Source organism: Emticicia sp. CRIBPO, from assembly GCF_009905725.1.
Taxonomy (GTDB): domain Bacteria; phylum Bacteroidota; class Bacteroidia; order Cytophagales; family Spirosomataceae; genus Leadbetterella.
On record NZ_JAAAKV010000013.1, the window covers coordinates 1 to 25,342 of the forward strand.

The window sequence follows — 25,342 nt, forward strand, 5'->3', positions numbered from 1 at the left end:
GTTACAGGCATCGACAGCAGGGACTGCTGAGCTGATGGTGTACCCGTTCGGGTTGGCATTCTCCCCTTTGATGCGGATGGTCTGGGTTTGCTGGCGGGTACCGTTGATGGCCGACCCGCAGCCATTGTTACCCAGGGCCTGCAGATTCATTTTGGTACCGCTGACGAAGTCACAGGCTACGGTCCTGACTTTATAACGGATAGTGTATCCCTGGTTATAAGGCAGGTTGGCAGCCACAGAGGCCGGGATGGTGAAGGTGATGCTGGTGGCTGTTTCAGTGACCAGGGCATCGTTGTTCACATTGGCCAGTGAGGCGGCGGCAGGCAATATGGTTGGCGAAAGCTGATAGCTGTTAGCGATGTAGGCTACCCCTGCAGGTTTCTGGACAGTAAACTTAAGGTCGAAGGCTGTACCCTGGGCAGGGTTTTTGACTTCGGCGATGTATTCGAGTTCCTGGCACAGGTCCACAGTCCCGTCGGGATAAGTGGGGACAGGCTGGCTGAGCAGACTCACCTGCAGGTTCGCAGGAGTCGGGATGACCGTCAGGTCGACTGTTTTCTTACAGGCAGCGGCATCGATAGAGGCAGGGTAATTCCCGCAGACATAACCGACAGCCAGCGGAAGCACATCCTGACCACAGTTGGTAAAGCTGGCTGTGATCTTGTAATAGCGGCTTTCCTGTCCGTAAACGCCCAGTTCATAGATCCCCCCTGTGGCTGACAGAGCGGCACCAGAAGTAGTTCCTCCGAATCCTGTGATGGGTTCCACAGAAGTGATGGTGATACCGTTGGCCGGAGAGGAGTTTTCACCCATCCAGACCTTCGGAGAAGTTCCCGGCTGGGTGTTGGCTACCTGAACTTCCCAGGTCACTGTATTGCCCGTCACGGTTTTGACAGGGGTGGCAGCGTTGACGACTATGTTGGATTTGATTAAAGCAAGTGTGTTGCTTACTTCAGGCGTAAATTGTTTTTGGATATCTGAACCCGGAGGCAAAGTCTCTTTGAAATCTGTACCAGGGACAGTGAATAAGCTGAAATGATCCTGAGAACTGGTGGCTGATTCACAGGTAGGACGTAAAACAGATCTTGCATCTATAAAATAACCTTCATCGGGCAAAAGCCATGGACCTCCCTGATCGGCAAATTTATTTCTTAGGTTATAGGTGTTGACATTTCCGCTGACGGCGTCAGGCGTTAGTATCATCACAGGGGAAGTTACCTGACCGTATCCGGCCCCTCCTCTGCGATAGTTTACTCGGAATTCCTCAAGTATATAGCCTGCAGGTACTGTATATTCTAATTTATCAGCTACGGCGATCTGTCTGTACTCATCTTTAAAGAAATTGACACCAGCTCCTCCATTGTTGATATGCTCCCCAACAATAAATCCTAAGGTTTGGCCTGAAGTAACTGTATTACATTCGTTAAATGAAAAAGTCTGACCATTGCTGCGATACGACATAATCCCGACCAGGGTAAATTCTCCCACGTAGTTATCACAGTACCACACGTCTGTACCTGCCGCTGTAGGGTTAGCGGCATTACTGAGATAGAACTTGGTAGCTACCGGTGTTACGACCAGGCGTCCTCCAAGATCATCTGTTACTTTCAGGTAAGCTTTCACAGTTACTTTGTCATCATTGCTGAAGGTAGTGTAACCAGCTGTTGCAAGTGCTGAAATGCTATAGTCGACTTCTGCGGTTGAGGTGCCTCCCGAGCTGGTGTATGCTACCGGCAGCCCGGTTTTGTTAACCTTTGTAACAGTTCCTGTGGCATCCGTGATTAACACATCAGCATATAAAGCTGAAAGGTGTGCCCCTGAGGTAGTGGGGAAGGAGAATCTTGCATAACCATACTGGAAATTAACCGGTGAGGCAGCCGCATTGTCAAACACATGCCCTTTAAACTCAAAAGAAAGGGTATCTCCACGCAAAGCCCAGTTGGTACGGGCATTGCTGCTTAGTGTGGTTCCATCCGGCTGTCCGTCATTGTTATTATCCGGTTGACCATAATTAATTCGTTTTACGGTAAAACCTTCATTTACCATGGCAGGATCCGGACAAGGGACCGGGCAATGAAGCTGAACAGATTTATCTGCACAATACATCTCCTGGGTGCAGGCACATCCTGCGGAAGTCAAGAAAATCCGGGTATTAATAACATTTGCACCGCCGGCGGCAGCAGCACAATCTAGCATGATGCTGTTAACAGTCAGCAATGATTTGTTAGGTGAAAAGCCGATTGACGGCACAGTAAAGGTAATATCCAACACTTGCCCTGTCTGAACTACACTTGTTGGTGCCATGTTGGTTCCGTCACGAAGTAGCAGATTAACCGCATTAGGAGCAGAATAAACAAGACCGGCAGGCAAAGTGATCTGATACCGGATGGTGCTCCCGGCAAGGTAAGATCCCGGAGTCCAGGTGGCACGGGTACCTTCCCACTTAAAAGTATAGGCGGTACCTGCTATCATATCAGCAGGAAAATCTTCTTGAATGTCATAAGATACTGTTGTGTAGCTTCTTAAAACAGTACCCTCTCCTGAATTGAGATTATTGAAGATCTGAATACCACAGGCATTGAAATAACGCAAACGAGCCAGGGAGCCAAGAGAAGGATTAATATCAATACCTGCAAAACAAGTAGTAGTACAGCAGGTGGTTTCTTCATATTGAAAATAGATAACTTCTCCCGCTGCCAGATCGGGGATAACCAGGTCAAGTTCGGCAGGGGCACTTAATGCAGGCAGGCAGCTTGCAGGGGTATAATTTTTCTGGTTGTTGAGAGTAATTCCCGATCCCGCATTGACAGGCACAGTTACATAGGTGCCGGAAGCCCCGATTTTGTATTTGAATGTACCCTGAAGATATCCGGTCTGGTCTTGTATCGCCTTACCCAACTCATGGCCTGAAAGAGCATTACTAGTACCCCACAGGTGTATCAATCTTACTAATACATCCTTTGCCGTAGCTGTGCCCGTGTTGGTTATTTTAAACTCCTGTATAAAATTCTCTCCTTTGCAGGTCAAATTATTGGCTGTCACACTACTGATAACCAGGTTCGGCTGCTTGGAGTTATCAATCGCCAGAGCCGTAGTCTGGGTATCATTCTGTCCTGCACAAGCCTGTGGGTTAGGCCCTGTGCCAAACCAGGCGTTGAAGCTGGTGTTAACGTCTGTACAATTGGAAATTTGCAGGTTTTGAGTGAAAGTGAAGTATTCATTTTGCCCCAGGTGGTTATCCTGGGCGGTGCTGCTGACAATAAAGCGATACAAATAGGTGGTGTTGCTGCCCGAAGGCGTGCTTGAAATGAGGTCAACGGTGACAGTAGCCCCGTTGTTGGTCGCTGAAACAGAGTGGCTCAGGTGAGTGACCCCATTGCCGCTTATATCTGTCACATAAAGGGTATCAATATTTCCGAAACCGTCATTACTGATCCTGAAACTACGGGTGTAATTGTCGCCAACCACACCCGCTGTAGCCGGAGCATTGGCCAGGTTCGTGATGTTCAGTTTTGCATTGACGAGGTTAAAGGCATCACTGAGTTTTTCTGGCTGGGCAGACCCGCCTGAAGGGGTCAGCACATAAGAAGCCTGGTTTCCGGCTTCGCCTATGGCCCCGCAACTTGCACGGGCCTTATAGGTAAAGGTAGCATTGGTACCTGTGGCCGGAATACCGCTGAGATTCAAGGTGGCTGTATTGCCAGATACACTTGTTTGTGAAACGGTAAGACCTCCTGATCCGGTGGCCGAGCCTGATTCATAGACATACCCTGAAGGAAGCGTAACGACCAGTGAGCCTGAAGAGGTGGTGCCTCCAAGGACGGTGACGGTAAACTGCCGTGTGCCATTGGCTACTTCAAATGAAGCCGTAGGAGCTCCGGTACCGGACTGTATTTGCTGGGCATTGGCCCCGATCACAAATAATAATAAAAAGCTTAAAGTAAAATTGATAAAGGAGAATGATTTTCTCCCGGCTGGTAGAGCGAAGGGCGGTGAATCGTTACAAGGGCTAGGCCCTTTGGATGATTTTCCAAAGAAAAGTAGATGTGCTTGGTTCATTCTTTGCTTTTTGGATTACGAAATGTTAAAAATTGATCTGTATCAATTTGTTATTGAGACGGAATAAAAACATCAAGGTCACAGTTACTCAAGCCGGTCGCCTCTTCACGCCTCCAACATATATGTCATCAGTTCAAAGACATGCCTGGTCTAACTATCTCAACTACAATCGCTTGCAACTGACTGGTAATCAATAATAAAAAAATAATAAAATTTTCAAAATCATCAGGATTTCGCGGAATGACGGCAAACAGAATAATCAGCGGGGTGTTGTTGTGTTATGGAAATTGCTTTTCGGGGCCTGGCCAGAGGGCTTTCAGACCATCATAAACTGATAGAAAAGTAGGAAGGGACTGAATGTTTCCAGAACGGATAATCGCAGAAACATGGTTTATACGTGCTAAAAAACCTGAAAACCCAATGCTGTTCTTAAAATACTTTTTGCATATTTGCATGAAATTAAAATAGTATTTTTTTAAGAAACCAAAGGAATGAAAAATATAGACGTTTGTCTTTCTCCCGAACTGATCCATCTTCACAACCTCAACAATACCATCGTCGTAGTAACAGATATTTTCCGGGCCACTTCATGTATGGTCACCGGTTTTGCTCATGGTGTAAAAAGCATTATTCCGGTAGCTACAGTGGAAGAATGCAAGAAATTGCAGGAGAGTGGTTTTATTGCTGCTGCTGAAAGAAACGCCAGCAAAGTAGAAGGCTTTGACCTGGATAATTCACCTTTTAGTTTTATGGATGAGCGTTTGGCGGGTAATAAGATCGCGATGACGACCACCAACGGTACTTTGTCGATTACCAAAGCCAAACCAACAGCTATCAAAGTATTGGTAGGGGCTTTTCTGAACATCGGGGCGATTGTCAATTACCTGAAGAGCCAGCCTTATGATGTGCTCATTTTGTGTGCAGGCTGGAAAGGCAAGCCGAATCTTGAAGATACGCTTTTTGCCGGGGCGGTTACCGAGGCGTTGAAAGATGATTTTTTTGTTTCTGAAGACAGTGCTATCCTGGCGATGAGGGCTTACCAGCAAGCCCAGGCCAATCTTTTGGGATACCTGATGAATTCTTCTCATATCAGGCGTTTGCAGGGTTTGGGAATTCACAAAGACATCAACTATTGTCTTCAGAAAGACCTGTATGATGTGGTGCCTATTTTAAGAGGAAACGAGTTAGTGATATTATAAATGCATCCGGATTATGGCTGACCAGGAAATTCCAAGACTTGCGAGGCTCACGGCCATACTCACCATGCTGCAGTCGAAAAGGCTGATTACCGCGGGGTATATAGCAGACAGATTTGGGATAAGTATCCGGACAGTTTATCGTGATATCCGGGCGTTGGAATCTTCCGGCGTTCCTGTTTTTACTGAAGATGGCAAGGGGTATTCGCTTATGGAAGATTACCGTATGGCCCCTGTGATGCTGACTGAAGCCGAGTGCAATGCCCTCATCACGGCTGAAAGCATGGTGATCAAAAACAAGGATATTTCCTTTGTCAATAATTATGCGTCAGCCATCACGAAAATCAAGGCACAGCTAAATCCTGCGACTAAGGACAAAATAGAAAAACTTTCAGGCCTGATTTCTTTCCGTCAGAACCTCAATCAGGACATTACCAGCCACTATCTCTCCGAAATACAGCTGGCTATCACTAATTTTAACCCGGTGAAAATTGAATACCGGTCAGAAAACCAGACGGAGACGATAAGCAGGGTTATCGAGCCCCTGGCCATGTACAGTACCAATGAAAACTGGATACTGATTGCTTTTTGCAGACTTCGAGACGAAATACGGTCATTCAGGCTGGACAGAATTTCAAAATCAGAGGTGTTGCCGGAAACTTTTAAGTCGCATAATTTCGATTTTGAAGAATATTATGCTTATTATCGTAAAAAATATTTTGACAACCCCTGACATACTGGTGTCAAAAGACCGCTTTAGTTTTGTTGAAAAATAACAAAAAGTATGGAGAACATTACACTGGGATCATTCAACGTGGTGGGGATAGCCATCAGAACAAGCAACGAAAAAGGACAGGCGACCAGAGACATCCCCGGTTTGTGGGAAAAATTTATGTCAGAAAATATGGCCTCTCAGATTCCTAACAGATCGGACCGGAACATCTATTGTGTTTACACCGAGTATGAGGGAGATTTTACGCAGCCCTACACTACTGTTCTCGGGTGCAAAGTGGACCATGTGGGAGAAATTCCTGAAGGAATGAAAGCGATTGAAATTCCGCAGGCCAATTATCAGGTTTTCACGGCCAGGGGCAGACTGGAAGCCGGTATTGTGGTCCATGAATGGGTCAAAATCTGGAATTCAGGACTTGATCGTGCTTATGTCGCTGATTTTGAGATATATGGCGAAAAGGCCAGGAATGCGGAGCAGGCAGAAGTGGATATTCATATCGGTCTGAAATAAATGCTTAGCCCCATTGATCAGTATTTTTCTGAAAAAAATGAGCCTCTCAAAAGTTGTCTTCAGTTTTTGAGAGGCTTTATATTGAACTACAGTCCTGATATCCGTGAGGAGTGGCGGTATAGCATGCCCTTTTATACCTGGAAGACCAAAAGATTCTGTTACTTGTGGGTGCATAAAAAGTATGAATTGCCTTATGTCGGTTTCGTTGACGGCAATAAAATGGATCATTCTGGGCTTCTGACAGAAAAAAGGTCGCGGATGAAAATATGGCTGGTTGATTTGAATGAAGATGTGGATGTTGAGGTATTAAAAACACTGTTGATAGAGTCAATAAGTTTAATTCATCGAAAAGTGGAAAAATAGAAGGTTTTTCTGAGATTCTAAACTTTTGAAATAAGGCCAGATAGCTGAATTCTTCCTAGTTCGAAAAATTATTTATTGAGAAGCAGACCGCATAACTTAATTGTGGTCAAACATGTTGCAAAAATAGCTAACCGTATCTTATAACGTCTTTTGCAATACTTGTTTTTGTTATGTTTATCTGTCAAACGCTATTTCTTCATTATTTACCATCGTCAGAAAGATTTGCTGAAAGAGGTTGTAAAAATCATTTATAGATTTATCGGCATTTTGCGGCAACTCTAAACCTAAGTACATATATCTGTTTTGTTCAGTATGATATTTACTTGGTCTGTCAATTGGTTTTTCATCGCTAACCAAACAACCACCAAAAAGCATCAGAAGGTGATTCATGTGAGTAAATTGCATTACCCCAACACCAAGGATCATTTGAATTAGTTGGCTTGTATTTATTGTTTTTTTTGAAAAAAAGCTTCTACTTAATACAATCTCTACAGGCTTTTTAAGTTCAAAAAGTAAACCGTTTTGTTGACGGTCAATGTTAATTTCTTCTCCTGAAATTTTCTTATCAAGAATAAACTTGATCATCATCGAATAAATTTCTCCTTTTTTGTAGCTGTCAAACGCAACTTGAGCAAGCCAGTTTTCGCATTTGGCTGAAATGGGATAATGAACGACTCCCAAACACCCAAAAGGCTGTGAATTTGCAACCGGGCAGTCCGTACATGTGGGGGATAAAGTATCAAGAATGGAAGTTTTGGTTATGAGGTCGCTGATCTTGTGTGTTGAATTCTGAATTCCGTCGGGCGTCATTTTTTGGAGTGTAAATTCAAAGTTGTCAATTTCTTCTTCGCTTTTCCCACCATCCATCAACATGTTTCGAACTGAGTAGGCTCGGTTCCTATCTTTAATTGTTTCAATAAGTCGCTCAGGAGGTAATTGATCTTTGACTTTACAATCTTTTAAAATAAGGTAATCTACCGCCATAAATGTTCTGTATAAATTGTTTTCATTTCTTTGCCGCAGCTATATCTTGACCTATCAGAGTGCAACAGAAGGACGAAAGTTAAGGTAAATTTCGAAATATACGAAAACAAAATAGGACTATTTTGTTAAATTTAGAGAGCGGGGTGTTTAGCCTTACACTATACTTATATCTTTTGTTTATGCCGGAGTTTTTAACTCGCTTGATAAAAAAAAGTAAAAATGTACTATTTCTTAGCTCAAAGAAAGATGATTATAAAGTGTAAAGAGAACTCAAGGCTTGACGGACGGTTGAAACAATATGATATGCTTGGGGGAAATCAGAAAATGCCACTATCTGCAGAAATATCTTATCAGTATGATAAAATGCGACTATAAAATAGACAGTCAGAAGTAGGAACACGTACTTTTTTCGCAGATATATTCGACTCCGCCGGGGTCAGCTGACGTCGAAAATGAATGGCTGAAGAATAGGAAACACCCCCTTTGTCCATTTTCCATCCTCCTTTCTCCAATAAAATTAGATTTCCTTCCTGATATTACTGGCCAGTAGTGTTGTGCCCAATCCAAGAATAGCTACAACTGCAAAAGCGATTCTCAGACCATATATTTCAGCCAGAAAACCGATTACCGGTGGTCCGATCAGGAATCCGAGGAATCCGACAGAGGAAACCGTAGCCAGGGCCACACTTGGACTGATGTTTTTTGATTTCCCCGCCAGGCTGTAAGTCAGAGGTACTACTGATGAAACGCCTAATCCGGCAATCAGCAGCCCGATAGTGGCCGGGAATACCTGAGGCAAAGCAACGGCAAACAATATGCCTGAAAGAATGGCTATGCCACTGCCTTTCAGCATGATTTCGACTCCGAATCTGGTGATCAGATAATCGGCGGCAAATCTGCCCATGGCCATCGCACACATAAAAGCAACAAAACCCAGACGGCTCAGAGAACCGGGAGCTGCGATGACTTTCTCAAAATAAACCCCGCTCCAGTCGAACATCGTACCTTCACAGATCATACAGGCGAAAGCAATGCTGCCCAGGATGAGGATTGATTTGTCCGGTTTGCTGAAGATGGAAGTCTTTGTCGTCTCTTTTGAACGGGTATCTCTCGGCAAAAGCGAGCGTTGAGCCAGGGACAACAGGAGCATATTGATAAAGAAGATAATACAGAAATGAATAAGCGGAGAAAATCCCCTGGCAATCATCAAAGCTCCGATGATACCTCCGGCAAACCCGGCAAGGCTCCATAAACCATGAAAACCAGCCATGATGCTGCGGCCGTAAAGCCCTTCAACGGCCACTGCCTGTGTGTTGATGGCAATATTGTAAAGATTACTGAACAAACCGAAAAGTGCCAGCACCCCGACAAGGTGAAGAGGGGTTTCAGCCAGGCCCAGGAGTATAAGAGAAGCCGGGTAAAGAACAGAAGAAACAGTCAGTACATTTTTGCTGCCAAAGCGGTTAACCAGGAATCCGGATAAGAAAATACCGATGATTTGTCCTATGGGCAAGGCCAGTAAAACGCCTCCCAAAGCTGCTTCACTTAGCTGCAAACTGTTCTTAATGTCCGGAATACGGCTGGCCCAGCTGGCAAAAGTAAGACCCTGAATAAAGTAAAATACCGAGAGGCCGATTCTGTAGGCTTTCGGTGCCCTGAGTGATATGGAAAAAACCATGTGATGTCCTGTTTAGTGAAGAAATGAATTCCGGACGAGCCGAACCCCTGACTATAAAGGCGTTACGCCTGATAAATTGTATTTAGTTTTCATTGCAAAATTATTTCATTTCCAAGACATGCGTATCGGTTTTGTTATGTTTTTTTGAATTTTGTTGGATTATTTTGAGATTTTCACGGAAAAATGATAAAAAGTTTCAAACCTATTTTTTTTATTGCTACAAACCCTCTACTTTTGTACTGTAATAAAAATAATTACAGAATGAACAATGTAAGGTTTGCGACATCGCTGCATATTCTAACTCTGCTGCATCTGAGCGGGGAAGAGTTGTTGTCGTCTGACCATATCGCCGGAAGTGTCAATATCAACCCGGCCATTATCAGGAAGGAAATCAGCAGCCTCAGAGAGCATAACCTGGTAGGGACAAGAGAAGGCAAGGGTGGGGGCACATATCTGAACAAAGCTGCCGGAGAAATCAGGCTTTCGCAGGTTTATGAGGCGGTGATCCAGTCGCCTTTACTGGGCAGGTCGAATACCCCGAATCCTAAGTGTCCGGTGGGGCGTCAGATCAACGGTGTGATAGAGAAGTTGTATACTGAAGCAGAAAAAGCCATGATCACCAGCCTTGACAAGATCACCCTGGAGGATTTTGCAAAAGATTTCAAATGATTTTTTTTGCACAAAACTGTAATAAAATAAATGACAGTTATTATTGAGAATCAAATTTTTAACAATTAAATATATCATAAAATGAAAGTAGCATTGATAGGAGCATCGGGATTTGTAGGCACGACCGTACTGAATGAATTATTAAGCAGAGGACACCAGGTGACGGGTATTGCCCGTGATTTGTCAAAAATTTCGGTTAAAAACGAAAATCTGGAGCTCAAAGCCGGCGATGTCACTGATTCAGAAGGCTTAACAGAAATCCTTAAAGGTCATGATGCCGTAGTGAATTCATTTAATGCGGGATGGACCAATCCGAATTTGTATGATGATTTCCTGGCAGGCTCAAAAGCCATTCAGGCAGCTGTGAAAGCAGCAGGAGTGAAGCGTTTCTTTACCATTGGCGGGGCCGGCAGTTTGTTTATTGCTCCCGGTTTGCAGTTGATCGATACCCCGGAATTCCCGGCAGATTACAAAGCGGGTGCCGGAGCGGCACGTGACTATCTGAATATCCTGAGAGAAGAAGCCGAACTGGACTGGACTTTCCTGAGCCCGGCGATCGAGATGCACCAGGGTACTTCAGGCGTGAGAAAAGGACATTACAGAACCGGTCTGGAAAATCCAGTATTTGATGAAAACAACAGGAGCGTCATTTCAGCCGAAGACATGGCGATTGCGATTGTGGATGAACTGGAAAAACCTCAGTTTATCAAGCAAAGATTTACAGTAGCGTACTAAGCTTTTCATAGATAAGATGAAAGAGGCCTGGGGTATTCCGGGTCTTTTTTTGTCAGTAAAGCACCATCACACTCCCTTTCCTGCCGAATTTCGCCGATCTGAGAATGAAATTATAACGGCCGACGGGGACCATTTTTCCATTAAACCGGCCGTCCCAGAAGGTTTTGCTTTCGAAGATCTTATTGCCCCATCCGTCAAAGATAATCATTACACAGTCCGGGCATTTATGGTAATTGATGATTTCCCACACATCGTTTTCACCATCGTTATTCGGCGTGAAGCTGTTGGGAAAATGAAGCATATTCTGCGGGTTCATTGGGTCGCATGGAGGGTCATATTTAACGCTGAAAACTGCAGACAAAACATTACAAAGAATCCCCGCCCGGTCAACCCTCACTGTGTAATTTCCTTTTTCTTTGGCCTCATATCTGAATCTTTTGGCGTCGGTGCCGGTGAGGGCATTACCGTCTTTAAACCACTGGTATCTGTAGTCATTGTCGTTGACAGTTTCAAGAAAAACAGAACCATCCGGACAAAACGGGTATACAGGATCCGGAGCAGAGAGGACAGGCGGGGGATAGAATGTAAGGGTTACTTTATCTTCTACCACAGGGCAATTGGTTTGGCCGCCACCTTTTCTGACGATATATTCACCGCTCTGAGCGGCTACTATTTCTTTACTGAAAGACAGGAACTGTGTGCCCTGGTACCAGTCGGGTATAACGGAAGGATCATCGGTATGTAATCTGATGGTTTGTCCTTCACAAGCCACCTTGGAATTGGTCATAATTCTGATGGGTGTACTGCCTGAGACCAGCCTGACTTTGAATTTTTCGGAATTGCTTTCTGCTGAGCAGGTGTTTTTTAAGCTGGCCACCACCACAAAAGTCCCGGTATCGCTCACGCTTACCCGGTTCATGGTGGCTCCGGGAATATTGACGCCGTTGTTTTGCCACTGGAAATTCCAGGCCGGATTAGCGGCTGCTTCGAGCTCGGTAATCGCTCCTGCACAGACATCGAGTTCTTTTACAGTGCTTCCCCGGTAGGTAATGACAGGGGCTGCGGGTGGATTTCCGGGGCAGTTTTTGACGATGAGTGTATAATCCCGGCTGTTGGAACCGGTTTTTATGCCGTTTTCAAATTCTTCAACCCTGACGGCAAAGACATAAATGCCTTCCTTGGTGGGTGTCACCGACACCACCCCGGTTTTCGGGTCAATGGCCAGCGGTTTGCTGGCCGGGATCGGGTTGGCGGAGCTGAATCCCGTGTTCCAGTTAACCGGTGGCTGGCCCGCGAAAGTAAGAGGCGGGTTTGTGAGATTGGCGTTTCCATCTACAGTATAACCTCCCAAAGGAGTTGTCAAAGAAAATACAAGGTCTTTCTTTTCCGGATTCCTGACCATATAACTGACCTGGAACGGTTTGTTAACACACAGGTATTCTCCATTGGGAAACTGGAATTCTGTGGAGGCGTAGCCGGGGTTTTGTTTGAGGGAAGGGAATTCAAGAACGGTCGCAACTGCCGCATCTTTTGAATTGACAATGCTTGAAATATCTTTAGCTCTGCAGCATTTATCGTGCACAAGCCGGTAGCCCTGGGGATCATCGTATATATTTGGATCCAGAAGGACCTCTCTTTCATAGCGGACGGCATAATGCTTGAGTCCGAACAAATCGGCACATGCTTGGTTTTTAAAAGAGAGAAACACACTTGGTGTACCGTCAACAAGATCCGTCTGGGTCATCAGTTTTCCGTCGCTGATCCTGTAAATCTGGACGATCTGGTGGGATTCTCTGGAATTGCTGTGCCTGGTTTGATGGTCGATATACGAATTCAGCACGATCAGGAAATTGGCAAAGGACTTGTTGATCGGTATGATCGCCATATCTTCTCCTATTACATGGTCAGCGTATGCCTTCGGTGAGGAAAGCAGTAATAAAAAACAAAACCAGATAAGGAGTCGATTATTTGTCTTCATTTCAAAGCTAAAAACCAGTTAGGCTTTCATCTGCAATTACTATGCCTCAGAAGATGTTGACAGAGAATTTAAAAATTGTTTAATGACTGTTTCGGACAGTCTGCTGCTGTTTGAAGCGTTATCTGCAAAAAACATTTTACCTTCTGACACCTGCTAAAATCCCTAAAATCCCGTAATTTGGAAATTATTCGGAAGGCCTTTCAAAAATAGCACAATTATTGATTGTTATTTGGGAAGTACGTTAATACCAAAAAGTAACATTTTTTACAATTTATTCAATAAAAACCTTCATGGTGAACAATGTATAGTAAGAATACTTTGCACAAACATGTTATAATAACAAGAAAAAAAGCTTTCCTGTATTTAACTTTAATAACTTTCCTTTTTCTGGGAACGACGATTGTCTATGCGGCCGATTTTAAAAACGGGGAAGCGGATTTCCGGAAAACAAATTTTGAAGATATCAATACTTCTGTTGAACTGACCGGGGAGTGGGCGTTTTACTGGAAGAAATTATTAAACCCGCATCAGATTTCTGAAGGAGTAAAACCGGATTATTACTCGAAACTGACCAAAACCTGGGACAAGCACGAGCAGCTGAATCTTCCTTTCAAGGCATTCGGTTATGCTACTTACTCGCTCGATGTTTATGTTGACCATAAAAAAAATCCTCAACTCGCTTTTTTTCTTCCTGCTACTTACTCAAGTTATAAACTCTGGATCAACGGAAAGGAATTTGCTAAAAACGGGATTGTAGCTGATAACAAAAAGGACTATAAAGCACACTGGTTACCCATCAAAAAGTTATACATACCTTCTTCTGATACTCTTCACCTTGTTCTCCAAATTGCCAATTACGATCATTACCGCGGGGGGATTTCCCAGGCAATTATCATGGGGAATGCCGACTATATAGAGCGGATGTGGGCAACTGAGCTGGCCATAACCCTCATATTGACAGGTATCCTGACGATGGTCACACTTATTTTCTTTGGTCTGTATTTTCTGGGACAAAGAGATGAGGTGGTGGTGTTTTTTGCGATGTACTGCTTCTTTTACATTTACCGGCTTATCGGGGTCGATAAGATCTATTATGTGCATCAGTTGTTTCCCAATATTGACTTCAGGATTACCTTCTTCCTTGAATATTTTACCATTTTCTTTTGTATCTACCTTTTCACAAGATTCCTCAGGGCATTCTATTCGGGTAAAAACCTTGTCCTGAAATATATCGGATACATCAGCTTGTTTTATATCGGTCTTCTTATTTTGTGCCCGGTATACCTGATCTCTTATTTGTCCCAGTTCTTCTTTTTTGTGATCCTGTTTTTTGTGGTGTATAATATTTACAGGTCTGCTATTGCAGTGTACAGAAAACGCAGAGGGTCTCTCTTCTCTTTATTGAGCATGCTTTCTATCGGCACGTCGGTGACGCTGAATATCCTGAGTTATTTTGGGTTCCTGGAACCGACCCCGCTTTACCTGTTCTTCGGATATTTCGGATTCATACTCTTTCAGACGCTCATTTTGTCTCACAGGTTTGTATTCTCGTTCCGGAAAGCCCGCCAGGAAGCGGAGCAGGGGGGGCGAGCTAAGTCGGAGTTCCTGGCCAATATGAGTCATGAAATCAGAACCCCGCTGAATGGCGTGATCGGATTCACGGACCTGCTGATGAAAACCAAGCTGGACAACACCCAGAAGCAGTACATGTCCACTGTTTTTCAGTCGGCCAATTCTCTTCTCGACATTATTAATGACATTCTCGATTTTTCAAAAATAGAAGCAGGTAAACTGGAGCTTTCGGTGGAGAAGTCTGATATACTTGAACTGGTAAGCCAGGTGGCTGACATGGTGGCTTTCCAGGCCAGTCAGAAAAACCTGGAGATGTTGCTCAATATCCCTGCTGATATTCCGAGGTTTATCTGGGTGGATATCGTCAGGCTCAGGCAGATCCTGGTCAACCTGCTCAGCAACGCCGTTAAATTTACAGAAACAGGTGAGATTGAACTTAAAGTAGAGTTGCTCGAGGGTTCCAAGACACACCACAGGATATTCAGATTTTCAGTGACAGATACCGGTATTGGTATTGACCCCAAAAACCAGGAAAGGATTTTTAACGCTTTCTCGCAGGAAGACACCTCCACTACAAGAAAATTCGGAGGCACCGGCCTTGGTCTGACCATTTCCAATAAGCTGCTGGGACTCATGAAAAGTGAGTTGCATGTGGAGAGTGAACTTGGTAAAGGCACGAAGTTTTACTTTGACCTGAGTCTGAGATCGCAGCAGGGAGAGGTGGCCGAATGGGAAAACCAGGGGACTTTCAAAAATGTGCTGGTGGTAGATGACAACCAGAACAACAGGACACTGGTTAAAAATATGCTGGAGATCCAGGAAATCAACTCTGTGGAAGCTGAAAACGGCAAGGTAGCCATAGAAATTCTGCAGAGCGGACAGAAGTTTGACCTTATGATCGTCGATTATCATATGCCTTATATCGATGGTCTGGAAACCGTGAGGGAAATCCGGAAAAATCCGGAGTTCAGTGTGGAAAAACTGCCTGTGCTGATGCTCTACAGTTCGGCTTCGGATGATTATATCAGCCAGGAGAGTCAGAAACTTCAGATCGGGCAGACCATCGTGAAGCCGATCAAAATACAACAACTTTACCACGCCTTGTTTAAAATTTCGGGCCAGGGTGCCGATGATGAACAGGTAGTGGAAGCACCGAAACCCGAAAACTATGTCGATACGAGGGAACATACCCTGCTGATTGTGGAAGACAACCAGGTCAACATGCTGTTTGCCAAAACAATCCTGAAGTCGATCTTCCCCAAATCAAGGATACTTTCGGCTGAAAACGGCAGAATAGCCGTGGATATGTTCAGAAAAGACCCTCCTGATATCATTTTTATGGATATGCAGATGCCGGAAATGAATGGTTATGAAGCCACGCTCGAAATCCGGAGCATAGAAAACAACAAATCAAGGGTGCCGATCATTGCCCTTACGGCGGGGACGGTCAAAGGAGAAAAAGAAAAATGCCTGGAAGCAGGGATGGACGATTATATTACCAAGCCTTTTGTGAAGGATAACATCGTGAAAGTCGTGCAGCAGCACCTGGTGTGATTGAATAATTTTAGATGGTCGAATACCTGACGGAGCCAGGCTTCGGCCAACAGGGTTGAAAAGAATATTCAAATTAACATAAAAAAGCCGGGGCTGTGCCGTCACAACCCCGGCTTTTATTTATGATACTGATCAGAACAATTTCTCCTGTGGTGGTTTTGCTCCTGCCAGACGGATGTAAACGGTAGACTGCCCTCTGTGATGAGTCTGGTGTTCAAAGCATTTGTCTATGGCCTGCAGCTTTGTCATTTCAAATCTTCCGAACAGTTTTGTTGTTTCAGCCAATTGGGCCGGGGTCATTTTTTTGATTCCGTTAATAACAAAATCGTAGCCGTCCAATACCAGTTTTGTAACAGTAGCTTTAGATTTATCCGTCGATTTTTCAAGAGAATTCATCCCGTTGGGGTTTTCTACTCCGAAAGCCGCCGAACCGAATGCGTAGCTGGCATCTGTAAAGTGAAGCATCTGATCGGCAAACGATCTCATTTCGGGTGTTGGCTTGAGAGCATAACCTGATTCCGGCATGGCGTCGAGGTATTCCTTTGTGTAGGCTTTGGCCCTTTCCCAGTCTTTAATCATCTGATCTGTGCCGGCCTGTGCAAAGGCAAAGTTCATCATGCCCATCAGCATGAATACCAGGGGTAAACGTTTAAGTGTTTTCATAAAAGGTAATTGATTTGTTTTGTTAAATTTTGTTATTGCATCAGTGATGAACCGACGACTCCTGTATGGGGTAAAAGTAAATCTAAAAAATATGGAAAACAAGAGACCGGCCCTAAGGCTAAATGGTGTAGCAAAATCAGATCAGTAAAGGGCAGGTTTTCTTTTTAAAGGGCGGATTGTTTTAGCTGTCCTCTTTAAGTATTTGACGCAAGTTTTGGATTAAGCTTAAAAAATGGGCTAACTTTATCCACTGTTTTAAAATCAGGAATTCGTCTCGCAATAACCTGTCTCAGAAAGTATTTTATGAAAAAAACAATCGCTTCATTTTTAGTTTGTCTGATGCTTTCCTCCACTGTTTTGGCTGGTAAAACGGATTCTTTACTCCATATCCTGGATAAGGCCATCGCCGCCCGCCCTCAGTACAATAAGATCAGGGAAACAAAAATTGACAGCCTAAAGCGGTTATCAGCCTCCAGCACAGATGGTGCTGAGAAATATCGCCTGTATTTCCAGATATTCAGAGAATACAGAAGCTATAATATGGACTCTGCCATGAAAGTGGCGAGAGAGAAGAAGATCATTGCCGGCCAGTCCGGCAATCAGCAAAATATCTATGAATCCGAAATGAACATTTCGGAGATACTCGGAATCATGGGCATGTACAAGGAGTCGATTGACATCCTGGACAAAATAGACAAACAAAAGCTGGACAAGGCACAGAAGACTTTTTATTTCCACCTGCATCATTCCTTGTATATCCGGCTTTCTGAAATTGCCGTTTCTGCGAATGAAAAAGAATATTATGCAACACTTTTAAGCCATTACAAAGATTCATTGCTGCTGTTTAACGAACCGGGTACTTCGGGAGCTTATTTTGCCGAAGCGGGCAAATTAGCGGAACAGGAAAGATATGATGAGGCTTTAAAAATTCTCCACGAATCCCTGGTGAAATTCGGAGACAGCCCCTCTTTGGTCGGCATGTTTGCCTATGAACTGTCGGAAGTGTACAGAAAAAAGGGGGACGAAGAGAATGAGAAGAAATACCTGATCATATCATCTATATCAGACATTAAAAGAGCCGCGAAAACCTATGTGGCCCTGCGAAAACTGGCCATTTTATTGTATCAGGACGGTGATGTGGACCGGGCATACCAGTACATCAAATGTGCGATGGAAGATGCCACCTTTTGCAAAGCGAGATTCCGGACACTTCAGATATCCGAGACTTTGCCCATCATTGTGGCTGCCTATGACAAAAAAATGAACCAGGAAAAGGAAAATCTGTTTAAATACCTCATCCTGATTTCCCTGCTTTCTGTGGTGTTGATTGTCAGTATTCTGTTCATTTACCGCCAGATGAATAAACTCTCTGCGGCCAGGCAGGCTCTCAACAAGATGTATGAGGACGTGAAAGGGATGAATTCCAATCTCAATGATCTGAATAAAAAACTATCCGAATCCAATCACATCAAAGAAGAATACATCGGATTTATATTCAATCTCTGCTCGAGCTATATCGACAAAATGGAAGCTTACCGGAAAAATATCAACAGAAAGCTGAAGTCGGGGCAAATCGAAGAAGCTTCAAAAATAACTAATTCAACCTCCCTTGTCTTCGATGAGCTGAAGGAGTTCTTCCGGAATTTTGACGCGATTTTTTTAAATATCTATCCCAATTTTGTGGAAGAGTTCAACGAGCTTCTGCAGGAAGGAGAAAAAATAACACCTAAGGCCGGAGACCTGCTTTCGCCCGAACTCAGGGTATTTGCCCTCGTAAGACTGGGCATTACAGAGAGCAGTAAGATCGCCAATTTCTTACATTATTCACCCCAGACGGTTTACAATTACAACCTTAAAGTAAAGAGTAAACTGGCCATTTCTAAGGAAGAATTCTCTGAAGCCATCCAGCAAATTGGCAAATAATTGTAGATATTGTCCTACTTTCCGGGCTTTGAAAATCTACTTATTTCGCTGAAAGGGTGTTTGTGTATGGTGCTTATTATGAGTGCTTTATATTCTTAATTTTGATTTTCAAATCTACTATCTGCTTCTCCCCGGCATACAAAAGCCGTTTATCTGAAATAGCTTTGCAGTGGAATTCCCTCACCGACATGCGGCCCTGACTCAGATTTAAATGCATCCTGAAAACTGCTTTCAGCCGGTTTTGGTGATTCCTGCTTTATACTTTAACCTTTATTTAAAATCAATTCTTTTATGAAATTAAAATCTCTTATTCAAAAGAGGAATTACAAGACACTCCTGCTGTTTGTGTTTGGAATGTTTTTGTTTTCAGGCTTGTCTGCTCAAACCCCCGTCAAAGTAAAAGGCAAGGTAATAGAGAGCGATACAAAAGAGGCGGTCATCGGTGCCACCGTCAGACTAAAAGAAGGTTTGAAAGGAACGATGACGGATGTTGACGGTAACTTCGAAATAGAGGTTCCGTCCAATGCGACCCTGGTTATCTCATTTATCGGGTTTGACCTTAAGGAAGTACCGCTCAACGGAGCTTCTGTTGTTAATGTTGAATTGGTCAAAAATGCCAGTTTGCTGAGTGAAGTGGTGGTGATCGGCTACGGACAGGTCAAAAAAAGTGATGCGACAGGCTCTGTGCTGGCCATCAAACCTGATCAGCTCAACAGAGGACTCCAGGTAAACGCCCAGGAAGCCCTGATGGGGAAAATGGCCGGTGTTAACATCGTTCCGGCCAGCGGAGCTCCCGGCAGCGGAGCCACCATCAGAATCAGGATGGGAGCCTCCTTATCGGCCAGTAATGACCCGCTGATTGTAATTGACGGCGTACCTGCGGACAACAGTTCTCTTAATTCCATCAATCCCAATGACATTGAAACCTACACCGTTCTGAAAGATGCATCTGCCACGGCTATTTATGGTTCGAGAGCGTCAAATGGTGTGTTGATCATCACCACCAAAAAAGGGAACCTTGCCGGAGGGGGCAAGCCCAGGATCAGTTACAACACCAATCTTTCTCTGAGCCATGTGCAGAATTACTATGAGTTGTTGTCCGCTGACGAATACCGCGATGCTTTTAAAAAATATGCGACTTCTGCCCCTGCGAGTTTCCAGCTGGGAAATGCTTCTACCGACTGGCAAAGGCAAATCTACAGAACGGCCGTAGGACATGACCATAACCTTTCATTGACAGGTTCTTCGAAAAGTACGCCCTACAGGGTTTCTGCAGGATATACCAGCCAGGACGGGATCATCAAGGAAAACAATTATCAGAGGGCCAACGGAAGTATCGGTTTATCTCCTAAATTTTTTGACAAACACCTGACCGTAGACATTAACCTGAAAGGGAGTATTGAAAGAAACAGGCCTGTGTCTACCGGAGTGATCGGCAGTGCGATTTCTTTTGATCCGACAAGGCCTGTGCATGAAACTTATCCCAATAACGTTGGACTGGGCTATTATACCTGGATGGACACCGGCAAGCCGATCGTACTGGCCCCGAGCAATCCGGTAGCTGACCTGCAGTTGAACAACATGCTGGACAAGGTCAACAGATCCATAGGAAACGTGGCATTGGATTACAAAATCCACGGGTTTGAAGATTTGCATCTGAACGCCAATTTCGGGTATGATGTCAGAAACAACAGTTACAGCGAATCTATACCGCAGTTTGCCCCTTCCATGTATACTTCAAATCAGAATAACGGGACCGGAAGGCTGTATAACAGGGAGAGCAAAAACAGGAACTACCTGATGGACCTTTACGCTACCTATAATAAAGAGCTGGGCAAGAAACAGAGTATCAATGCCATGGCCGGATACGGATGGCAGCGATTCTGGTACAGCACCAATGATAAGGCCACAGATCACCTGGGCAAAGAACTGGCGGGCGTACAACCCACACAAGGCGAGGGTGAATTGTACCTCCTGTCGTTCTTCGGCCGCTTAAATTATGCTTATGCCGATAAATTGCTGGTGACAGCCACTTTGAGGTCGGATGCTTCTTCAAGATTTGCGGCTGAAAACCGCTGGGGCTATTTTCCTTCTGTGGCAGTCGGATACCGTCTGAGCGAGGAGAGTTTTCTGAAGGACGTAAGATCACTTTCTGACTTAAAACTCCGTGTAAGTTACGGACAAACCGGGCAGCAGGATATCGGGAGCTATTATGAACATATGGCTACCTATACTGCTTCTTACAACAATGCTATGTATGCTTTCGGAGATGAGTGGCTGACGGTTTATCGTCCGAACGGCTATGATCCGAATATCAAATGGGAAACCACGAGTACTTATAACTTCGGACTTGATTATGGTTTTCTTAACAACCGGATTTACGGTAGCGTAGATCTGTATACCCGGAAAACGAAAGATTTGCTCAACAAAATCTTCGTGCCTGCCGGAAGCAACTTTACCAACGTGTTAAATACCAACATCGGTGACATGGAAAGTAAAGGGATAGAACTGGCGGTGAGCGGGGTGCCTGTAAAAACCAAGGGATGGGAATGGACGCTGAGCGGCAATTTCACTTACGGAACTTCCAGGATAACAAAACTGAACACGATTGACACCGACAATAACTTTGTGAAAACCGGTAACGCCGGAGGAACAGGCAGGTATCTGCAGGTGCATAAGATCGGAGAAACCCCTTACACTTTCTTCCTGCTGCAGCAGGCTTACGATGAGAAGGGAAAACCATTGGACGGAAAGTACATTGCCAAAGACGGCGGTATAACTTCAAGTGAGGCCGATGCCAACAAATATGTAACAGGAAAAAGCTCCCAGATTCCTTATTACTATGGTTTGTCGACGCGGGTTACACATAAAAACTGGGATCTGGGTCTCAACGGACACGGAAGTTTCGGAAACTATGTGTACAACTATCAGAAAGCTTCTGAGTCGCTGGACGACTTGTTCAGTGCCAACAAAGTATCCAGCAATATCGCCAGGGCTACGCTTGACAACGCTTTTGTACTGCAGCGGATTTATTCCGATTATTTCCTTGAAAACGGGGCTTTCTTTAAGGTGGACAACATTACCCTGGGTCATTCTTTCAGCCATCTGTGGAATTCTTCGAGTTCACTGAGGCTGGCTCTGAGTGCCCAGAACATTGTAACCCTTACCAAATATTCAGGGGTGGAACCGGAAGTTTACAGCGGGATCGACAGAAATGTTTACCAGCGTCCGAGAATTTACACCTTATCCTTAAATCTTAATTTTTAAGCATCATGAAATTCAAATCTCTTTATATACTGGCATTTTTTGCCTCCATGTCGCTGCTTACTTCCTGTTTTGATGACCTTGACACGGTTCCGCTGAGTGATAACCAGCTCACCGGTGAAAATGTCTATAAAACGGCCCAGGGTTATAAGGGAGTATTGGCAAAATGTTATTCATCCCTGATTCTGACCGGGCAGGAGGGACCATCGGGCAATGGAGATGTACCCAACATTGATGAAGGTTACAGTGGTTTTACCAGGGCTCTTTTTTATCTCCAGGAAGCTACCACGGATGAAATCGTGCTGCACGCCGGGAGTTCTCACGGAACCACCTCACTTTTGCTGATGGGCTGGGACCCGTCTACCATGGTGGTGAGCTATCCTTATTACAGGTTGTATATGTCCATTAACTATTGCAATGAGTTTCTGAGGGAGTCGACAGATGAGAAACTGAAAGCCAGAGGTGTTTACGAAGAAATGAAAGGAGAACTGGCCTATTACAGGGCGGAAGCGAGGTTCATCAGGGCCTATTGCTATTCCATGATCTGCGATTTGTATGGTTCCGGGCCGTTTGTGGACGAAGCCATGGATGTGGGAACAATACCTCAGCAGAAAACACGGGAAGAAATATACAATTATGTCGTGTCGGAAGGCGAAGCAGTGGCTTCCGCTCTTAAAGTTCCAGGTTCCAATGTTTATGGCAGGGTCGATCAGGCCGCGGCCTGGTTTTTATTGTCGAGGGTTTACCTCAATGCCCAGACCTGGGCCAACAGCAATCAATATGAAAAAGCATATCAGTATGCCAAAAAGCTGATTGACAGCAGGGCCTATCCTTTGGCTTCGGATTACCGTCATATATTTTTAGCGGATAACAACACCTGCAGGGAAATTGTCTGGCCGCTTGTTCAGAATTTTGATAAATCGCCGAGCCATGCCGGCACCAACTTCCTCGTAAAAGCCCTTGTCAACGGGGTAATGAACAATTACTATCCTTTAGGAGTAAACAACAGCTGGGGTAATGCCAGGGTAAAAACCCAGCTCGTGGATAAATTTGAGCTGACAGACCAGGCATTTGATCCGAAAGATACATGGGGTGACAACAAAAAGGATAAAAGAGCCCAGTTTTTCAGCATTGGCCACACCAAAGAAACCTGGGTGGCAGGAAAGGCGTTTCAGAGAGACTTTAACAATGGGTATGCGACCATGAAGTGGCGTAACGTGAATAAAAACAGGACTGAGCTGACGCCGGGAGGAACGACTTATACCTCTATCAACTATCCGATGTTCAGAACGGCAGACGCTTATCTGATGGCCGCCGAAGCCATACTCAGGGGAGCCAGCGGTCCGAAATCAGCGGCACTGGAATATGTCAATGAAATCAGGGACCGAGCTTATCTGTCAGGAGCTTATGGTCCGGGCGTATCGGGCAGGATAACGGAAGCCCAGCTGACCCTTGATTTTATCCTGGATGAAAGAGCGAGGGAATTGCATACCGAATCGGTTCGCCGCACCGACCTGATCCGTTTTAATAAATTTACCAAAAACTACAACTGGGACTGGAAAGGCAGTGACGGAAATGCCGGCAATTATGTGGGTAGGGATGTCAATGATAAATACAAGCTTTTCCCGATTCCGCAGGATGAGTTTACGGTAAACCCTTATCTGAAACAAAACCCTGATTTTAAATAATGTAAAGCTTTGTGGGTGGGATCCTGTCTCACCCACATTCATTTAATCACTTAAATATGTATAAAAACAATTGGGTGTTTATCGGTTTGTTATTCAGCATGACTTCACTGTTTGCACAAACCACCCGACAGGAAATATGGGATAACCCTGAAAAATCGGCCGGGGTTTATTATGCTTATCCTGAAGGGGATATTGTAGCTCAAACCCCTGCACCGAAGGGTTATGAGCCTTTTTATATCTCTCACTTCGGTCGTCATGGCTCAAGATACCTGATCAATGATTCGGAATATAAATGGATCCTTGATCTGTTGGAGGATGCCGGGAAAAATTGTGCTCTCACACCTTTGGGTACTGATGTACTGGGGAGGTTGAGGGAAGTATGGAAGGAAGTGGAGTGGCATGGTGGCGATCTGTCGCCCTTTGGTGTCCGTCAGCACCGGGATATCGCAGAGCGGATGTATAAATCATACCCGCAGGTTTTTACGAATAATGTGGAGATCGAAGCGAGGTCTACGACTGTCGTTCGATGCGTTCTGAGTATGGACGCATTTTGTGAGCGGCTTAAGGAGCTGAACCCCGAACTGAAAATTACCCGTGAATCAAGTTTAAAATACCAGAGGTATCTCAACCATCACACAGAAGAAGCGGTGGCTTTCCGGTCTGCACCCGACACCTGGCGGGAAGAATACCGGAAATTTGAAGAAAAACACATAAAGCCCGGAAGGCTTATGGCGGGTTTGTTCTCAGACCAGACCTACGTGCTGAAAAAAGTAAATCCCAATGCCCTGATGCTGGGTTTGTTTACCGTAGCCGGAGGAATGCAGAACATAGACACGAAGCAGACATTCTACGATATTTTCCAAAAAGAAGAGCTTTTTGATTTGTGGCAGCTTAAAAACTATCGATTGTATGTCAATGACGCCAATTATGCTTTAAATGGCGGCTTGATGTTTGAAAACTCCAAGCCCGTATTGCGAAACATCCTTGAAAACGCCGGTAAGGTGATACAAGCCGGGGCTAAAGGGGCTACACTGAGGTTTGCCCATGACGGTAACATCATTCCGCTGGCATTGCTGCTGCACCTGGAAAATACCTATAACAGTGTGTCCGAACCCGTTGATTTTTATAAAGCCTGGAGTGATTTCAAAGTGGCTCCTATGGCCGGAAACATCCAGATGGTATTTTTCAGGAAGCCGGGTTCTGATGACATCCTTGTTAAATTTTTACTTCATGAAAAAGAAGTCAAAGTGCCCACCATTAAAAGTAATGTTCTGCCCTATTATCATTGGAAAGATGTGGAGGCGTATTATAACGGACTTTTGAACGAAAAGAAGTAGTAGCCAAAAGAAGAGGCCGCTCAACTGAGCGGCCTCTTGCTGGTTGCCTAGCAGAGGTTTGCGGCCTCTTGTTGATAGTAATGTCCACTTACATTTCTCTTTTGATCACTTTCACCACTTTGTAATCGGCGATTCCCCCGGTAATGATATTGACCAGGATGTTTGATTTGGATTCAATGGTGTAAGACTTTGTCCCGAGTTCTTCCGCCATCTTTTTGGCATCGCTGTTCCGGATATTGATACCGAGCAGATGGAGGTCCCAGTCTTTTTTGAATTCAACGCCTTTTGTTTTTTCACCCCAGACTTTACCTCCGTTCTGAAAAGGACTGACCTGGGTGTTGACCGCGAATTGCTGAACGGAACACGAACTCAGGAGGGCAACACCGGAAAGGGCGGTTAAAAATTTTACTGCTTTTTTCATTTTGAGCATTGGTTT

General features: G+C 44.6%; 17 protein-coding genes. 11 read left to right on the plus strand and 6 right to left on the minus strand.

What is annotated here, in order from left to right; all coding sequences use genetic code 11:
• On the minus strand, positions 1-4,059 hold a 4,059-nt coding region (locus GVN16_RS22620), incomplete at its 3' end, for a hypothetical protein (protein WP_166566241.1).
• A 491-nt stretch (positions 4,060-4,550) separates the two neighbouring features.
• Between GVN16_RS22620 and GVN16_RS22625 the strand changes: the two genes are divergently transcribed.
• Genes GVN16_RS22625 through GVN16_RS22640 form a run of 4 tightly spaced genes read left to right on the plus strand, consistent with a single transcriptional unit; the run spans position 4,551 to position 6,861 of the window.
• Complete coding sequence (locus GVN16_RS22625) at positions 4,551-5,258, plus strand: 2-phosphosulfolactate phosphatase (protein WP_166566242.1); 708 nt, start codon at positions 4,551-4,553, stop codon at positions 5,256-5,258.
• Positions 5,259-5,271: 13 nt separating this feature from the next.
• Positions 5,272-5,988 carry a YafY family protein gene (locus GVN16_RS22630; RefSeq protein ID WP_166566243.1) on the plus strand — a complete coding sequence of 239 codons (717 nt, stop codon included), beginning with the start codon at positions 5,272-5,274 and terminating at the stop codon, positions 5,986-5,988.
• Between the two features lie 51 nt (positions 5,989-6,039).
• The gene (locus tag GVN16_RS22635; protein WP_166566244.1) at positions 6,040-6,498 is read left to right on the plus strand and encodes a GyrI-like domain-containing protein; all 459 of its coding nucleotides are present in this window, start codon (positions 6,040-6,042) and stop codon (positions 6,496-6,498) included.
• Positions 6,499-6,861, plus strand: a complete 363-nt coding sequence (locus GVN16_RS22640; RefSeq protein ID WP_166566245.1) for a DUF1801 domain-containing protein — start codon at positions 6,499-6,501, stop codon at positions 6,859-6,861.
• A gap of 174 nt (positions 6,862-7,035) precedes the next feature.
• On the opposite strand, the gene GVN16_RS22645 is transcribed toward GVN16_RS22640, so the two are convergent.
• Together GVN16_RS22645 and GVN16_RS22650 are read right to left on the minus strand one after the other, a co-directional pair.
• A complete protein-coding gene (locus GVN16_RS22645) occupies positions 7,036-7,845 on the minus strand; it encodes a hypothetical protein (RefSeq protein WP_166566246.1) in 810 nt (269 codons plus the stop codon).
• A 517-nt stretch (positions 7,846-8,362) separates the two neighbouring features.
• Positions 8,363-9,523, minus strand: a complete 1,161-nt coding sequence (locus GVN16_RS22650; RefSeq protein ID WP_166566247.1) for an MFS transporter — start codon at positions 9,521-9,523, stop codon at positions 8,363-8,365.
• Between the two features lie 261 nt (positions 9,524-9,784).
• On the opposite strand from GVN16_RS22650, the gene GVN16_RS22655 reads away from it, so the two are divergent.
• Entirely contained in the window at positions 9,785-10,192 is a 408-nt protein-coding gene (locus tag GVN16_RS22655) for an Rrf2 family transcriptional regulator (protein ID WP_166566248.1), read from the plus strand.
• 81 nt (positions 10,193-10,273) lie between these two features.
• Positions 10,274-10,927 carry an NAD(P)-dependent oxidoreductase gene (locus GVN16_RS22660; protein ID WP_166566249.1) on the plus strand — a complete coding sequence of 218 codons (654 nt, stop codon included), beginning with the start codon at positions 10,274-10,276 and terminating at the stop codon, positions 10,925-10,927.
• Between the two features lie 52 nt (positions 10,928-10,979).
• On the opposite strand, the gene GVN16_RS22665 is transcribed toward GVN16_RS22660, so the two are convergent.
• On the minus strand, positions 10,980-12,812 hold the full coding sequence (locus GVN16_RS22665) for a gliding motility-associated C-terminal domain-containing protein (protein WP_166566250.1): 1,833 nt from the start codon (positions 12,810-12,812) through the stop codon (positions 10,980-10,982).
• 393 nt (positions 12,813-13,205) lie between these two features.
• Between GVN16_RS22665 and GVN16_RS22670 the strand changes: the two genes are divergently transcribed.
• Positions 13,206-16,031 (plus strand): response regulator, encoded by a 2,826-nt coding sequence (locus GVN16_RS22670; RefSeq protein WP_166566251.1) that lies wholly within the window; start codon positions 13,206-13,208, stop codon positions 16,029-16,031.
• Between the two features lie 132 nt (positions 16,032-16,163).
• Here the strand turns inward: GVN16_RS22670 and GVN16_RS22675 are convergent, their stop codons facing one another.
• Positions 16,164-16,694 (minus strand): DinB family protein, encoded by a 531-nt coding sequence (locus GVN16_RS22675; RefSeq protein ID WP_166566252.1) that lies wholly within the window; start codon positions 16,692-16,694, stop codon positions 16,164-16,166.
• Positions 16,695-16,997: 303 nt separating this feature from the next.
• Between GVN16_RS22675 and GVN16_RS22680 the strand changes: the two genes are divergently transcribed.
• The 4 genes from GVN16_RS22680 to GVN16_RS22695 all read left to right on the plus strand — a co-directional run bounded on the left by GVN16_RS22680 (position 16,998) and on the right by GVN16_RS22695 (position 24,906).
• A complete protein-coding gene (locus tag GVN16_RS22680) occupies positions 16,998-18,617 on the plus strand; it encodes a DUF6377 domain-containing protein (protein WP_166566253.1) in 1,620 nt (539 codons plus the stop codon).
• A 291-nt stretch (positions 18,618-18,908) separates the two neighbouring features.
• On the plus strand, positions 18,909-21,884 hold the full coding sequence (locus GVN16_RS22685) for a TonB-dependent receptor (RefSeq protein ID WP_166566254.1): 2,976 nt from the start codon (positions 18,909-18,911) through the stop codon (positions 21,882-21,884).
• Positions 21,885-21,889: 5 nt separating this feature from the next.
• A complete protein-coding gene (locus GVN16_RS22690; protein ID WP_166566255.1) occupies positions 21,890-23,569 on the plus strand; it encodes a RagB/SusD family nutrient uptake outer membrane protein in 1,680 nt (559 codons plus the stop codon).
• A gap of 56 nt (positions 23,570-23,625) precedes the next feature.
• Positions 23,626-24,906 carry a histidine phosphatase family protein gene (locus GVN16_RS22695; RefSeq protein ID WP_166566256.1) on the plus strand — a complete coding sequence of 427 codons (1,281 nt, stop codon included), beginning with the start codon at positions 23,626-23,628 and terminating at the stop codon, positions 24,904-24,906.
• Between the two features lie 88 nt (positions 24,907-24,994).
• Here GVN16_RS22695 and GVN16_RS22700 read toward each other — a convergent pair whose 3' ends face one another.
• Positions 24,995-25,327, minus strand: coding sequence for a hypothetical protein (locus GVN16_RS22700; RefSeq protein ID WP_166566257.1), 333 nt, complete (start codon positions 25,325-25,327; stop codon positions 24,995-24,997).
• Positions 25,328-25,342 lie beyond the last annotated feature (15 nt).

Excerpts from the sequence above, each read along its gene's own strand:
- GVN16_RS22625 (WP_166566242.1), top strand. The coding sequence starts at position 4,551 with ATGAAAAATATAGACGTTTGTCTTTCTCCCGAACTGATCCATCTTCAC.
- GVN16_RS22630 (WP_166566243.1), top strand. The coding sequence starts at position 5,272 with ATGGCTGACCAGGAAATTCCAAGACTTGCGAGGCTCACGGCCATACTC.
- GVN16_RS22635 (WP_166566244.1), top strand. The coding sequence starts at position 6,040 with ATGGAGAACATTACACTGGGATCATTCAACGTGGTGGGGATAGCCATC.
- GVN16_RS22640 (WP_166566245.1), top strand. The coding sequence starts at position 6,499 with ATGCTTAGCCCCATTGATCAGTATTTTTCTGAAAAAAATGAGCCTCTC.
- GVN16_RS22645 (WP_166566246.1), bottom strand. The coding sequence starts at position 7,845 with ATGGCGGTAGATTACCTTATTTTAAAAGATTGTAAAGTCAAAGATCAA.
- GVN16_RS22650 (WP_166566247.1), bottom strand. The coding sequence starts at position 9,523 with ATGGTTTTTTCCATATCACTCAGGGCACCGAAAGCCTACAGAATCGGC.
- GVN16_RS22655 (WP_166566248.1), top strand. The coding sequence starts at position 9,785 with ATGAACAATGTAAGGTTTGCGACATCGCTGCATATTCTAACTCTGCTG.
- GVN16_RS22660 (WP_166566249.1), top strand. The coding sequence starts at position 10,274 with ATGAAAGTAGCATTGATAGGAGCATCGGGATTTGTAGGCACGACCGTA.
- GVN16_RS22665 (WP_166566250.1), bottom strand. The coding sequence starts at position 12,812 with ATGGCGATCATACCGATCAACAAGTCCTTTGCCAATTTCCTGATCGTG.
- GVN16_RS22670 (WP_166566251.1), top strand. The coding sequence starts at position 13,206 with ATGTATAGTAAGAATACTTTGCACAAACATGTTATAATAACAAGAAAA.
- GVN16_RS22675 (WP_166566252.1), bottom strand. The coding sequence starts at position 16,694 with ATGAAAACACTTAAACGTTTACCCCTGGTATTCATGCTGATGGGCATG.
- GVN16_RS22680 (WP_166566253.1), top strand. The coding sequence starts at position 16,998 with ATGAAAAAAACAATCGCTTCATTTTTAGTTTGTCTGATGCTTTCCTCC.
- GVN16_RS22685 (WP_166566254.1), top strand. The coding sequence starts at position 18,909 with ATGAAATTAAAATCTCTTATTCAAAAGAGGAATTACAAGACACTCCTG.
- GVN16_RS22690 (WP_166566255.1), top strand. The coding sequence starts at position 21,890 with ATGAAATTCAAATCTCTTTATATACTGGCATTTTTTGCCTCCATGTCG.
- GVN16_RS22695 (WP_166566256.1), top strand. The coding sequence starts at position 23,626 with ATGTATAAAAACAATTGGGTGTTTATCGGTTTGTTATTCAGCATGACT.
- GVN16_RS22700 (WP_166566257.1), bottom strand. The coding sequence starts at position 25,327 with ATGAAAAAAGCAGTAAAATTTTTAACCGCCCTTTCCGGTGTTGCCCTC.